The sequence below is a fragment of the Marinobacter sp. ST-43 genome (assembly GCF_030541085.1).
Taxonomy (GTDB): Bacteria; Pseudomonadota; Gammaproteobacteria; order Pseudomonadales; family Oleiphilaceae; genus Marinobacter; species Marinobacter nauticus.
In genome coordinates, this window is sequence record NZ_JASSVO010000003.1 from 233,721 (window position 1) to 246,962 (window position 13,242).

Consider the following 13,242-nt stretch of genomic DNA (forward strand, 5'->3'; position numbering starts at 1 on the left):
TGCCGTGCTAGACTGGCACCCTCACAGTTTCAGAAACCGCGGGGGTGCCATGTCTGACTCAGTTTCTCTCCAGGAAATCGCCGATTTCACCGAAGCCCTGGCCCGCGAAGCCGGCGAATTGATCCGCCACGAGCGGGAAGAAAACACCCTGCGCACCGACTACAAACACCAGACCGAACTGGTCACCCACGCCGACGTGATGGCCGACGAGTTCATCACCGGCACCATCCGCGAACGCTTCCCCCACCACCGCATCCTCTCTGAGGAAACCATGCCGGATCTGTCCCAGGCGGAAGAGCTGGAAACGCCATTGTGGATAGTCGATCCCATCGACGGCACGGTGAACTACGCTTACGGCCATCCCCAGGTTGCGGTGTCCATCGCCTACGCCGAGAAGGGCAAAGTGCGGGTGGGCGTTGTGCACGCGCCGTTTCCCGGCGAGACCTTCCGGGCTACCGAAAGCGAAGGCGCAACCCTGAACAACCAGCCAATCCGCCACAGCGGAGCGACCAAGCCCAGGCAATCGCTGTTCGCCACCGGTTTTCCGTACACCAAGGACAACCTGGAGCCACTGGTACGCCGACTGGACGCCATGATTCATCAGTGCCGAGACCTGCGCCGGATCGGATCGGCCGCTCTGGATATCTGCTGGGTGGCCTGTGGCCGGCTGGACATCTACTACGAAAACGTCAGCCCCTGGGACTTCGCCGCCGCCCGCCTGATCGCCAAAGAAGCCGGCGCTACGGTAGGCCATTTTGGGGAAGTACCGGAAGGCTATCCGGCGGATCTCTATGGACGGGATATTCTCATCTCGGCGCCGGCCGTGTGGGCGCCAGTGCGCTCAATTCTGCGGACTGCTTCCGGATACGAGTAAGGTTGGATAATATCGCCAACACCTAGCCTGATATTTTGGAGTTAGGCATGGGCTGGGATCCCTTTCCCGAAACCGCTACGAGGGTAAACCCCAGTCACAACAGGCAGTCCACTGGAAGGCTAGGTGAACGAAACTCCACGGCTCAACCCCAGACCGCCTCAGACACCAGCCCCCAGGCCTCGTCGAAATCACTCGTCGGCAAGCGCGAAAACGAAGACCGTACAAAGCGCTGAATCCGGCCTTCCACGAACACCATGACAAAGTCCGCACCACGGGCAGCCGTGGTTCTGGGCCGCAGTCCCTGGCGGATTTCGCCTTCTTTCAGGGTCTGGCGAATCTGGGTTTCCAGCCGTTCAAAGAACTGGGATGCCCGCTTTCTCAGGGATTCATCCTCCCCCATCAGCGCATCGCCAGTCAGCACGCAACACAGGCCAGGATTACGCTCGGCAAACACCAGCACCAGATGCGACAGCTGCTGCAGGCGCACGCGCACGTCCTCCTGTTCCTGCAGAATCACCTGGCAACGGGAAAACACCGCCTCCTCGGCAAATTCGATCAGCGCCTCGAACATTTTGCGCTTGCTGGGAAAATGCCGGTACAGGGCCGCTTCGGTAACGCCCACGGTTTTGGCCAGGCCGGCCGTGGTGATTCGGGCACCGGGATCGCTTTGCAACAGCTCGACTAGCGCCTGGAGAATAGACTCCCGGCGACTGGGTTTCTGGTTGGTCATGACAGGACTACAGCGCTCTGAAATTCTGGTTTTGGTTTTATATGCCCTCCCCTTCAAGGGAGGGACTTTTCAGAAAAAAGTGCCGTCGATCGGTGACGAGGCACTGGCATACAGCTTCTTGGGCATACGACCGGACAGGTAGGCTTCACGGCCGGATTCGATGGCCAGGCGCATGGCATTAGCCATTCTGATCGGGTCTTTGGCCTGGGCGATAGCGGTGTTCATCAGCACGCCGTCACAGCCCAGCTCCATGGCGATAGTGGCATCCGAGGCCGTACCAACACCCGCATCCACCAGCACCGGCACCTTGGCGTTCTCGACAATCAGCCGGATGTTGTAGCGGTTCTGGATACCCAGGCCGGAGCCAATCGGCGCCCCCAGAGGCATGATGGCCACGCAGCCCATTTCTTCCAGGCGCATGGCCAGCAGAGGGTCGTCCGAGCAGTACACCATCACCTTGAAGCCATCCTTGATCAGCTCTTCGGCCGCGACCAGGGTTTCCGGCATGTTGGGGTACAGGGTCTTGTGTTCGCCCAGCACTTCCAGTTTGACCAGATCGTGCCCATCCAGCAGTTCCCGGGCCAGCTTGCAGGTGCGGACCGCATCTTTGGCGGTGTAGCAGCCGGCGGTATTGGGCAGGATGGTGTAGCTTTCCGGGGAAATCACGTCCAGCAGATTGGGTTCATCCGGGTTCTGGCCCAGGTTGGTACGGCGTACCGCCACAGTCACGATCTCGGCGCCGCTGGCCTCGATGGCGTGGCCGGTTTCCATCAGGTCGTGGTATTTGCCCGTGCCCACCAGCAAGCGGGACTGATACACCTTGCCGGCGATTTCCAGGGGTTTGTCTTCGGGGAGCTGAATTTCTGGTGTCTCTGTCATAACCTGCCTGAGTTATCTGGATAAAGTAAGAGCGGGAAAAGCCTGGCTCTGGTGAGGTATCAACCGCCACCGATGGCGTGGACCACTTCCACCCGGTCACCCTCATTCAGGGTGAACTGCGGGTGCTGGCTGCGGGGCACAATGTCTTCGTTTACCTCCACCGCCAGGCGCTTTCCGGTCAGGGTGAGTTGTTCTATCAGGGCGGCAATGGTCGCTCCGCTCGGAAGTTCCATTGCCTCGCCATTCACCTGTACCAACATGCTTACCATTGCCTCCGTTACTTCTTCAGGGCTGCGACAATGAGCAACGCCCAGCCCACCATAAAACAGACGCCGCCCACCGGTGTCACCGGGCCCAGCCAATGGATTCCTGTCAGAGCCAGCAGGTAGAGACTGCCACTGAACAACAGCATACCGGCAAGCCAGAAGCCACAGGCCAGGGTCAGCAGCTTTCGCGGCAGGCCCAGCGCCGGCATCAGGCTCCCGGCCAGCAAGGCCAGGGCATGGTACATCTGGTAGCTGACAGCCGTCTGGAACACCTCAAGGCCGCGTTCAGACACCACATGGCGCAGACCATGAGCACCGAAAGCGCCGGCCATAACGGCCAGCAGGCCGGCGACTGCACCGGCGACAAGTGCCCAGCGTACAATCCGGGCTCCGGGGTCAGCCGCAATCACAGTGAATTTTCTCTCCGGTATCGAGATTCATCATGGTCAGGGCTCCGCCCCATACACAGCCGGTGTCCAGCCCGATAAACCGGTCGCTGCCGGTGTTGCCTTCCAGGGCAGCCCAGTGGCCAAACACCACTTTCACATCGTCCTGACGGGGATAGGTAAACCAGGGGGCAAAGCCCTCAGGCGCCCGATCGGCCGACTCTTTGGTGGCCAGCTCCAGACGGCCATCGCTGGCAATAAAGCGCATGCGGGTAAAATAGTTGGTAATCACTCGCCAGCGATCCATACCGGTGAGGGTATCACACCAGGCTTCAGGCTGATTGCCATACATTTGGCTGAAATATTCGCCCGCCTGGTCGCCCCGGATCACTGCTTCCACTTCCCGAGCACAGGCCACGGCCTGCTCCACACTCCAGATGTGCGGCAGGCCAGCATGGGCCATCACCAGGTTTCGGCCGGCGTCGTGCACGCAAAGATGCTGCTGGCGCAGCCACTGGATCAGCCGGTCGTGATCGGGTGCGTCCAGAATGTCATGCAGGGTATCCTTGCGCTTCGGGCTGTGGCCGCCAAGCGCGACTGCCAGCAGGTGCAGGTCGTGGTTGCCCAATACCACCACAGCGGCATCGCCCAGGCTTTCGATGTAGCGCAGGGTTTCCAGCGATGACGGCCCGCGGTTAATCAGATCACCGGCCACCCAGAGCCGATCACGGGAGGGCGAAAAATCGACTTTTGCCAGCACGTCCCGCAGGCGGTCGTAGCAACCCTGAATATCGCCAATGGCGTAGTCAGTCATCACTTACCTCGTTGTCCTCTGCCGGCAGCTTACCAGTGTCTGCCAGCAAATCCGCAATCCTGACATAGTCGGCCAGGCCCAGATTTTCCGGGCGCAGGCCATCGTTGATGCCAAGGGACTGCAGCTGTTCCACGGTTACCATCGCCGCCAGCGCCTTGCGCAGGGTTTTGCGGCGGGCATTGAAGGCGGTGCGCACCACTGCCTGCAGCGTTTTCAGGTCTTTCGCGGGATAGGGCAGTTCCTTGTGGGGCACCAGGCGGACAATGGCGGAGTCCACTTTCGGGGCCGGGCGGAAAGCGCCAGGGCCTACTTCAAACAGCGGCTGCACCTTGCAGAAATACTGGGCCATGATACCCAGGCGGCCGTAATTGTTGTCACCCGGTACCGCCGCCAGCCGCTGCACCACTTCTTTCTGCAACATGAAGTGCATGTCCTGCACCACACCGCTCTGGGACAGCAGATGAAAAATCAGCGGGGTGGAGATGTTATAGGGCAGGTTGCCGACAATGCGCAGAGGCCGGTCACTCACTAACTGGCTGAAATCGAAACTGAGGGCGTCGGCCTCGTGTATCCGGAATTCCGGGTAGTTGAAGAACTTGGTGCGCAGCACCGGAATCAGGTCACGGTCCAGCTCGACCACCTGCAAACGAGGATTGATGGCCAGGATTTCTTCGGTAATAGCCCCCAGACCGGGGCCGATTTCAACAATCGAGTCTTCCGGCTTGGGATTGATCGCGCGCACGATGCGTTCTATCACGCCCGGATCATGCAGGAAGTTCTGACCAAACCGTTTACGGGCCTGATGCCCGTGTTTGTTGCTCATGAGAGTTCTCCGGCCCGTGCGGCTTTACGGCAGCGGGCCATCTGCTCGCCCACACGGATAGCGGTATGCAGGCTGCCAGCATCGGCCTTGCCGGTACCAGCCAGGTCCAGGGCAGTGCCATGGTCAACCGAGGTACGGACAATGGGCAAGCCCAGCGTGATATTAACGGCCCGGCCAAAGCCCTGGAATTTAAGTACCGGCAGACCCTGATCGTGATACATGGCCAGTACCGCATCGGCATTGTCGAGCCAGTGCGGGGTGAACAGGGTGTCTGCCGGCAACGGCCCGGTCAGTTGAATTCCCTCGGCCCGCAGCTGTTCGAGGGTCGGCTCAATCACCTCGATTTCTTCCCGGCCCAGATGGCCCCCTTCACCGGCGTGGGGATTCAGGCCAGCCACCAGAATGCGCGGCTGATCAATACCAAAAAAGGCTTTCAGGTCCGCGTTCAGAATACGCGTCACCTGAGTCAGCCGGTCCGGTGTAATGGCCGCAGAAACGTCTTTCAGGGGTAAGTGGGTGGTTACCAATGCCACCCGGAGTTCTTCCGTGGCCAGCATCATCACCACCCGTTCTACGCCACACAGCTCCTGCAGGAATTCGGTGTGGCCACTGAAGACGATGCCGGCTTCGTTGATAACGCCCTTGTGCACAGGTGCAGTCACCATGCCGTCGAAATCGCCATTCAGGCAACCCCGGGCGGCGATGGTCAGGGTGTCCAGCACGTACTGACTGTTACCCTGATCAAGCCGGCCGGCCACCGTGGAACCACAACCTTCAACATGCCGTACCGACAAATGACCCGCCCGGGTTGCTGCCGCCACACCTGGTTGCCAGTCATGCAGCTCAACCTGGAGTCCGAGCTGGCTGGCCCTGTCCCGTAGCAGTTCGCGGCTGGCAATCACCACCAGGCCGGCGTCCCGGCTCCCGGTTGCCAGTTGCAGGCACAGTTCCGGGCCGATACCGGCCGGTTCGCCGGCAGTGAGTGCCAGGATCACCGGTGTGCTCATGACGGGTCTGCTTCCTCGCTCTCCGGGTTCATATCGGCATATTCACCCTTGAACTCAACAAAGGCTTCGTCCCGAATCTCACGCAGCCAGTTCTGCAATTCCAGCTCGAATTTCCGCATGTAGATGGCCTGACGAGCCTGGGACTCGCGATTCTGTTCGGTCACGTCCTGGCGCCGGCGCTCCTCCACCTGCAGGATGTGCCAGCCAAACTGGGACCGGAAAGGCCCGAAATATTCGCCCACCTGCGCCTGATTCATGGCTTCTTCAAAAGCGGGCACCATCTGGCCCGGGCTTACCCAGCCCAGATTACCCCCGTCCGAGCCGGAGACCGGATCGTCCGAGCGTTCACGGGCCAGATCGGCAAAGTCGGCGCCATCCTGCAACTGCTGGTAGATCTCGCGAATGCGCTGCTCCGCCTGCACATCGGTCACCGCTTCGGAAGGCCGTACCAAGATATGCCGGACCCGGTGCTGCTGGATGAATTGCTGCTGCTCACCGCCGCGCTTGTCCATCACCATCACCAGATGAAAACCACTGTTGTTTTCCAGCACCTGCGAAGGCTCACCAACTTCCAGATCCGGTACCACCGGTGCGACCAGTGAGGGCAACTGGCTTTCAGATCGCCAGCCCATGTCGCCCCCTTCCAGGGCGTTGCTGGCATCGGATTCGGCAACCGCTACTTCCCGGAAGTCCCGACCGTTGGCAATCTGCTGGCGCAAGGCCTGTGCTGTCTCCCGGGCCTCATCCACCGACGCTTCGCTGGCCGGGTCGTCAACTTCGATAAAGATATAGGCCAGACGGTATTCGGCATCGGTACTGCCGTTGGCTTGCTGGGCCTGGAGATAGTTTTCCACTTCCCGGTCGGTAACGCGTACCCGGTTACCTACGCGACGCTGCTGCACCCGGCTGGTCAGCATTTCATTGCGGATCTGCTCCCGGGCCTGCTGATAGGTCACCCCTTCTTCCGCCAGCTGGCCTTCGAATTCGGCCAGGGTCATGCCGTTGCTGCGGGCAATATTGGCCAGGGTCTCGTTCAGCTCGTTGTCGCTGATGCGCATGCCCATCTGGTCGGCCATCTGCAGCTGCAGGGATTCCTGAATCAGTTGGTCCAGTACCCGCTGCTCAAGCAGTTCCCGGGGCGGCAGACCAGTGCCCTGCGCGCTCAGGCGACCGACAATGGTATTGATACGGGCGTCCAGCTCACTCTGGAGGATCACCTCGTCATCCACGATCGCAACCACACGGTCCAGCAGTTTTCGTTCGGCCTGAGCAGTCACTGACAACACCACCATGGCCAGTGTCAGCAGAATTGTCAGTCCGTGGCGGACAGTCGCCTTCATAATCACCTCTTGGTTTGTAAAATCGTGATCGCAGCCGGGTCGGCCTGCAGATTCGGGTTCGTTCAACGGCGCGGGTTTCCAAACCTCCGGCGCTCGCGCTCGTCGTAGCCGTAGATGGCGTCCGCGATGTTGTCGGATGCACCGCCACTGCCGCCCAGACCTTTCAGTTCAATCCGGAACAGCAAGCGGGTGTCCAGTTCTTCGTCATCAGTCAGGTAGTTCTGGTGCACCACCTGAAAACTCCAGCAGCAGTTGTTATATTCCAGACCGGCAAGGGTGCCCACAGTTCGGTCGAGCTGAGAATCCCAGACCCAGCGACCAATGGCACTGACCTGGTCCGTTACCGGAAAGACCGTTCCAATGTCGGTTTGTTCCAGCTCATCCGGCCGGCTGTAGGTATGTCCGAGTGTCGCCAGGTAACGATAATCCTCGGAGTGGAAAATCAGCTGGCTGCGGCCCTCTTCGGTTTTCCGGGTTTCGTGATCCCACAGCAGGGAAGAACGAAGCTCCAGATTGTCGATGGGGTTCAGCACCAACTCGCCCGCCAGCGGTGAGCGGCTCCGGTCGGATGCGCCCTCGCCAAACAGATCCACTTCACGATCTTCGAAATAGCGCACCTGGCCAACACTCACCCGAGCCCGCTCCGCCCCGGTCAGGAGGTCATTGAAACGACTGGTGAGCGCCACCGTCAACTGGTTGGCGTCACCGACCCGATCCCCGCCGGTAAACCGGTCCCGCCGGAACAGCTGGTCAAAGCGGAAACTGCGGATGCCGGTATCAAAATCCGGGATATAGTTCTGATCGGATTCGGCATCGGCCCAGGCGTAATACAGCCGGGGCTCCAGGGTCTGGTTGTAGGGTACGTCAAACAGGCTGGATCGACGATCAAAGTACAAACCATTGTCCCACTCGAACACCGGCACGGTGCGGTCAAAGCCGGCGTCACCCAGGGTGTAGTCATCCAGCTCGTAGCGGGTGTAGTCGAGGCTGACCGAGGGACGACTGAAGCCCCAGAGCGCCCTCATGGGCAACGCCAGTTCGGGAATCGCCCGTAACCGCTGGCCGTTGGCCTTGTCCAGGCCGGTAAGGTTCTCATTGTCCCGGTAGAACCAGGTGTACTGGCTTTCCAGGTTCGCTTCCAGCCAGCCGGCTTCCAGCGAGCCACCGTAGATCACTTCCGGCAACTGGGCATAGGGCTTATCAACGTCGGCAATACGGTCAGGGATGGTCTGGTAGCCGTTCAGGTACGTTTCAAAGTACTGATTGGCTCCGTAGTAACGAACACCACCCCGACGCTGAAGATGCGTCGCCTGGTCTATTTCGAGACTGCGATTCAGATCGCTCAGATAATCCTCATCTGAAATCACCGAGTAATCGCCGTAGCCGCTCCAGCCTCCGCCAAATGCCGCCCGGGTGGTGAAATCAAGAGCCCAGCGCTCGCCATTTTCACCCGGATTTTCATCCCGAAAAGCAGAATCATTGTCGATATACCCCAGCTGCAGCACCGATTCGCCATACCGACTGAGGTAGCGCCCCTCCACTTCCGTGAACAGGCCGCGACCTTGAATATACTGCGGTGTGAGGGTGGCATCATAATGGGGTGCCAGATTCAGATAGTACGGCAAGGCCAGATAAGCCCCGCTACCGGCGCTGGACGAGCCAAACTGGGGATACAGGAAACCGGTCTTGCGGCGGTCATCAATCGGGAAGGTAATGTAAGGCCAGTAGAATACCGGCGCATCCAGCACTTCCAGCCGCACGTGCCGTGCAGTACCAAAACCTTCCGCCTGATCCAGCTCGATGTCCGATGCCACAATCGACCAGTCGTTCTGGCCCGGACCACAGGTAGTGATCATGCCATCGGAGATAACCACCTGGCTTTCACTGACCCTGGACAGGGATGATGCCTCGCCCCTGAGTTCCGACTCGTGCAGGAGAAACGTGGCCGTGTTGATATCCAGTTGCCCGGACTGGGTAGAGTAGTTCGCTTCCTGCCCGGTCAGCAGAAAGCCTTCACCTCGGCTGACCAGCGGCCCTTGCAGCCGCAATTCGCCGGACTGCTGGTTGTATCGTGCCTCCGCGCCGGTCGCTTGGAACGGACCCTGGCGCAGGCGCACATCTCCCTGCAGGTAAAGTTCGCTATTCAGTTCATAGCGGGCGTTCAGGGCACTGGCTTCCAGTGGCGCTGAACCATCGATACCCACGCCCGGCACCACAGCGCCATCGCCGCCAACCGTGCCAGGCAGATAACCGCCCTCGCAGAACACCGGCAGCCGTTCGGCCACTTCTGGCGGCAATTCACTGCGCGGGCGCCAGTCAATCTCGGCGGCGCTGGGGCTGCTACCCAGCTCCTCAGCACGTACGCCACTCGCTGCCAATGCCACGATGACGGCCAGGCTTGAAAGCCGGAACCTGGCGCACAACAGGGAGGAGCAATGGCTGGGCACGTTGACGAAATTCCTGTTCCATTTGAATGATGGCTGGGCGTAAGGGCACCTAGTTTACACGCGCCCTCAAGGCTTGTTAACGGAAAGCCCGCTGCAATTCCGTTTTACCCTCTTTATACTCCGGTGCAGAGAGTGCCCGGTTAACGCGCCGGCCATCATCCACCGATCCAGGAATGCTGATCTGACCATGGATAACCGTTTGCAGTTGCTGACCCGCTGGGTCAGGCAAATTCCCGGCTTCTCGGCCGCCAGCCCGACACCGGTTTCCGGCGACGCCAGTTTTCGACGGTACTTCCGGGTCTGGAAAGACGTGCCAGACGAGCAACCCGTCCCCTTCATTGTGATGGATGCTCCACCGGAGCACGAAGACTGCGTTCCGTTTGTGGCTATCGCCCGATACTGGCATCAACACGGTATCGCCGTGCCCGCCATTGCCGCCGAGGATCTTGAGCAGGGTTTTCTGTTACTGGAAGACCTGGGCGATCTGTTGATGTTAACGGCACTGGAACAGGGCGATGCGGACACCCTGTATCGGGCCGCACTGGACGAACTGGCGCGTATTGCCGGGCTGGACGACCCGGCAGACTACCCACTGCCCGCCTATGATCAAGCCCTGCTCGACCGGGAGATGGCACTATTCCCGGACTGGCTGCTGGAAAAACACCTGGGTCTGGAACTCGACAACCAGGAACGTGCGCTGCTGGACACCGCCTTCGGCCTGCTCCGTGAAAGTGCTCTGGCGCAGCCGGAAGTCACCGTGCACCGTGACTACCACTCCCGCAATCTTCTGGTCCGTGATAGCCAGACGGTTCCCGGCGTGATCGATTTTCAGGATGCCGTACGCGGCCCCATCACCTATGACGCCGTCTCCCTGCTTAAAGACTGCTACGTGCGCTGGCCGGAAGACCGCCTGGCAAGCTGGCTGGAGCATTTTCGTAACGCCAGCCAGCAGGCCGGTTTGCACCGCGCTGATGCAGATACTTTCCGGCAGTGGTTTGAGCTCATGGGCATGCAGCGCCATCTGAAAGCCGCTGGCATTTTTGCCCGCCTCGCCATTCGCGACGGCAAGACCGGCTACCTGGCTGACATTCCCCGCACCGTCAGTTATCTGCGAGATGCCAGCGCCCGGCAACCGGCCTTCCGGCATTTTCACGAGTGGCTCTGCAGCACCGTGATTCCGGCCATCGAACAACGCATTGGCCCGCTGCCGGAGCCGGGAGTTCGCTGACAATGAAGGCTATGATTCTCGCCGCGGGCAAAGGCGAGCGTATGCGCCCGCTGACCCTGACCACCCCCAAGCCGTTGCTGTCAGCCGGGGGGCAGCCCCTGATCGTTCATCATATTGAGCGCCTGCGCGACGCCGGTTTCAGCGACATTGTGATCAACCATGCCTGGCTGGGGGAACAGATTGAAGCCCGGCTGGGGGATGGCGAGGCCTTTGGTGTCAGCATTCGCTACTCTGCAGAGGGTGAACCGCTTGAAACCGCCGGTGGCATCATCCGGGCCCTGCCTCTGCTGACCGACGCGGGCGACGACTGGTTCCTGGTGGTCAACGGTGACATCTGGAGCGATTTCGATTTCAGCCAGCTCCGGGCCCCGACCAATGCCGATGCCCTGCTGGTGATGGTTTCAAATCCACCCCACCACCCGGAGGGGGATTTTCATTTACAGGGAGACGGTTTTCTGAGCTGTGAAGGACCCGACAAACTCACCTTCTCCGGCATCAGCCTGCTGCACCGGCGCCTGTTTGATGAACTGGACGATGCCGCCGGCAAACTTGGCCCGGTGCTGCGCAGAGCCATGGCCTGCAACCGGGTCATCGGCCTGCATCATAACGGCCACTGGATCGATGTCGGCACACCAGAACGATTGCAGAGCCTGGACCAGTGGCTGCACGAAAGGGCCCGGACATCATGAGCCAGAGCAATCCACCAGCCCTCCCGGCGAGAATGGAGTCGTCGTTCCGGGAACTGCTGCAGGAACTGACCAGTTGCGGGCATCAGGCCAGCACCCTGATGGAGCGCGCGCACCTGCCGCGCTGGTGTCGAAAGCCACTGTTCTTTTTTCTGGGTTACATTGCCAAGGCCGATGGCCGGGTCCGGGAACCGGACATTCATTATGCCGAAGCCCTGATGAAAGCCCTGGCCCTGTCGGCCAGGCAACGCCGCAAAGCCATCGAACAGTTTCGCAAGGGCAAGGACACTGACCATCTGCCCCTGCGCCAGGGCCTGATGCTGCGCCTGGCCTTGCTGCTCTGGCCGGCGCCGGCCCTGAAAACGGCCATTTGCCTGTGCCATGGTGCACAAATCCTGGGTCAGCCCGGAAAGGCCCGGCGCTACCGCTGCGAAGACGCCATTAGCCATATGGGATTGCCCGTGGTCATCAGCGATGACATTTTCGAAAGCTACGCCAGTAAAGTGTGGATTCGCACTGCCGCGCCGCCGCAAAAGCCGGCGACCTACGAGCAGGCTTGCCAGATTCTGGGTGTGACCCGACGTGATTCGCTGGAAACCATCAAACGCGCTTACCGCAAACAGGTTTCCGCCTGTCACCCGGACAAACTGGCGCAGCAGAAACTGACGCCTTCGGAAGTGGCGATGGCAAAGGACCGGTTGTTACGCTTTCAACAGGCCTGGGAACTGATCCGCCAGAGGCATCGGGCACTTTAATCCCCGCTGGCCGACCGTTTTTTCAGCCAGGCACTGACCCGGCTGGCAACCCGCACTCCATCTTCAGCCCGGAGCGGTTGATTGAGGGCCAAGGGCTGACGGTCGTAACCGGTCACATCCGCGCGAGCAAACGCCGCCGCCCGCGCCCGGCCCTCTGCCCCGGAGCGACCACCGGAACCATGCAGATCCAGCACCGGCCATCCCTGCCCTCCGTTTCGCTCCTTCAACAACGAGGGCAAGGTAACGGCCTGCCGGGCCGAGAACCGGGGGGCCAGCCAGACCACCGCGGACACGGCAGCGGCGTCCGCCGCCCAGTCCGTGACATAGTCAGCAGACCAGCCAATGCCCAGCACGCCCACACGTTCATAGCCACGCTGCTGCAACGCGGCTACCCCGGCGGACAGAATTGTACGAACCGAATTTCGATAATCTGCGGTCAGGTCATCAAGAGGCGGTTCCTCAGCGACATCAATCATGACCGAATCCGGTGTATTCCCGCCCTGATCCGGGTTCTGTCCGGCGTCATCATCCAGGCCAGGCGCCATGACATCCATGCGATGTCGGCGTATCGCCTCCGGCGGCAGCCCGAGGCCAACCGTCATCACCGCAAGACCCCGCTCCGCCAGCGCCACCCGCAACGATCCCAGCACACCCTCATCGGCCGTCTGGCCTTCGTCGGCCAGTATCAGTAAAGCCCCGGTTGCCGGCGTAACGTATTCGGGCAGGAACAGCCCCAGCGCCCGCCCTTCCTCGTCAAGATCCAGCCAGACAGCCTGCTCCGGGTAACGCCGTGCCAGCGCCCATTCGCCCAACCCCGTTGAAAAACCCGATCTTGACGCCGGATTAACCTTGGTCGCGGGTTCCGCTTCCTCACCCCCCTTCGCCTCATCCTGGGCCACAACGGCGTTCAGCCAGCCGCTGATCAAGAACAGACAAAGTAACCTGATTGCTTTCAACCCCATGAGCCAATGCACCTATCCCGCTGCGAAAATCACCGGCAAACTGAT

Annotated in this window: 14 protein-coding genes; 4 read left to right on the forward strand and 10 right to left on the reverse strand. The window is 60.6% G+C overall.

Annotated elements, in window-relative coordinates; genetic code table 11:
- Nucleotides 1–49: 49 nt before the first annotated feature.
- Nucleotides 50–874 (forward strand): inositol monophosphatase family protein, encoded by an 825-nt coding sequence (locus QPL98_RS07095; protein ID WP_303292969.1) that lies wholly within the window; start codon nucleotides 50–52, stop codon nucleotides 872–874.
- A gap of 142 nt (nucleotides 875–1,016) precedes the next feature.
- Here the strand turns inward: QPL98_RS07095 and slmA are convergent, their stop codons facing one another.
- The 9 genes from slmA to QPL98_RS07140 all read right to left on the reverse strand — a co-directional run bounded on the left by slmA (nucleotide 1,017) and on the right by QPL98_RS07140 (nucleotide 9,515).
- Nucleotides 1,017–1,604, reverse strand: a complete 588-nt coding sequence (slmA, locus tag QPL98_RS07100) for a nucleoid occlusion factor SlmA (RefSeq protein ID WP_023009546.1) — start codon at nucleotides 1,602–1,604, stop codon at nucleotides 1,017–1,019.
- A gap of 69 nt (nucleotides 1,605–1,673) precedes the next feature.
- Nucleotides 1,674–2,483: a thiazole synthase gene (locus QPL98_RS07105; protein ID WP_199451552.1), complete on the reverse strand. Its 810-nt coding sequence runs from the start codon at nucleotides 2,481–2,483 to the stop codon at nucleotides 1,674–1,676.
- 59 nt (nucleotides 2,484–2,542) lie between these two features.
- Nucleotides 2,543–2,743: a sulfur carrier protein ThiS gene (thiS, locus tag QPL98_RS07110; protein WP_031210319.1), complete on the reverse strand. Its 201-nt coding sequence runs from the start codon at nucleotides 2,741–2,743 to the stop codon at nucleotides 2,543–2,545.
- Between the two features lie 17 nt (nucleotides 2,744–2,760).
- A complete protein-coding gene (locus QPL98_RS07115) occupies nucleotides 2,761–3,159 on the reverse strand; it encodes a DUF423 domain-containing protein (RefSeq protein ID WP_278351076.1) in 399 nt (132 codons plus the stop codon).
- Entirely contained in the window at nucleotides 3,146–3,949 is an 804-nt protein-coding gene (locus QPL98_RS07120; RefSeq protein ID WP_199451550.1) for a symmetrical bis(5'-nucleosyl)-tetraphosphatase, read from the reverse strand. The genes QPL98_RS07115 and QPL98_RS07120 overlap by 14 nt, the downstream gene beginning before the upstream one ends.
- A complete protein-coding gene (rsmA, locus tag QPL98_RS07125) occupies nucleotides 3,942–4,772 on the reverse strand; it encodes a 16S rRNA (adenine(1518)-N(6)/adenine(1519)-N(6))-dimethyltransferase RsmA (protein ID WP_023009542.1) in 831 nt (276 codons plus the stop codon). The genes QPL98_RS07120 and rsmA overlap by 8 nt, the downstream gene beginning before the upstream one ends.
- Nucleotides 4,769–5,779 (reverse strand): 4-hydroxythreonine-4-phosphate dehydrogenase PdxA, encoded by a 1,011-nt coding sequence (pdxA, locus tag QPL98_RS07130; protein WP_222179566.1) that lies wholly within the window; start codon nucleotides 5,777–5,779, stop codon nucleotides 4,769–4,771. The genes rsmA and pdxA overlap by 4 nt, the downstream gene beginning before the upstream one ends.
- Entirely contained in the window at nucleotides 5,776–7,119 is a 1,344-nt protein-coding gene (locus QPL98_RS07135) for a peptidylprolyl isomerase (protein WP_031210318.1), read from the reverse strand. Before QPL98_RS07135 ends, pdxA begins: the two co-directional genes overlap by 4 nt.
- 62 nt (nucleotides 7,120–7,181) lie before the next feature.
- Complete coding sequence (locus QPL98_RS07140; RefSeq protein WP_303293016.1) at nucleotides 7,182–9,515, reverse strand: LPS-assembly protein LptD; 2,334 nt, start codon at nucleotides 9,513–9,515, stop codon at nucleotides 7,182–7,184.
- Between the two features lie 238 nt (nucleotides 9,516–9,753).
- On the opposite strand from QPL98_RS07140, the gene QPL98_RS07145 reads away from it, so the two are divergent.
- The 3 genes from QPL98_RS07145 to QPL98_RS07155 are packed head-to-tail and all read left to right on the forward strand — an operon-like array spanning nucleotide 9,754 to nucleotide 12,235.
- Nucleotides 9,754–10,794 carry an aminoglycoside phosphotransferase family protein gene (locus tag QPL98_RS07145; RefSeq protein WP_303292970.1) on the forward strand — a complete coding sequence of 347 codons (1,041 nt, stop codon included), beginning with the start codon at nucleotides 9,754–9,756 and terminating at the stop codon, nucleotides 10,792–10,794.
- A gap of 2 nt (nucleotides 10,795–10,796) precedes the next feature.
- On the forward strand, nucleotides 10,797–11,483 hold the full coding sequence (murU, locus tag QPL98_RS07150) for an N-acetylmuramate alpha-1-phosphate uridylyltransferase MurU (RefSeq protein WP_303292971.1): 687 nt from the start codon (nucleotides 10,797–10,799) through the stop codon (nucleotides 11,481–11,483).
- A complete protein-coding gene (locus QPL98_RS07155; RefSeq protein WP_303293017.1) occupies nucleotides 11,480–12,235 on the forward strand; it encodes a DnaJ domain-containing protein in 756 nt (251 codons plus the stop codon). The genes murU and QPL98_RS07155 overlap by 4 nt, the downstream gene beginning before the upstream one ends.
- Here QPL98_RS07155 and QPL98_RS07160 read toward each other — a convergent pair.
- Complete coding sequence (locus QPL98_RS07160) at nucleotides 12,232–13,197, reverse strand: DUF3530 family protein (protein WP_303292972.1); 966 nt, start codon at nucleotides 13,195–13,197, stop codon at nucleotides 12,232–12,234. The two genes, QPL98_RS07155 and QPL98_RS07160, sit on opposite strands and share 4 nt — an antisense overlap.
- Nucleotides 13,198–13,242: the final 45 nt, after the last annotated feature.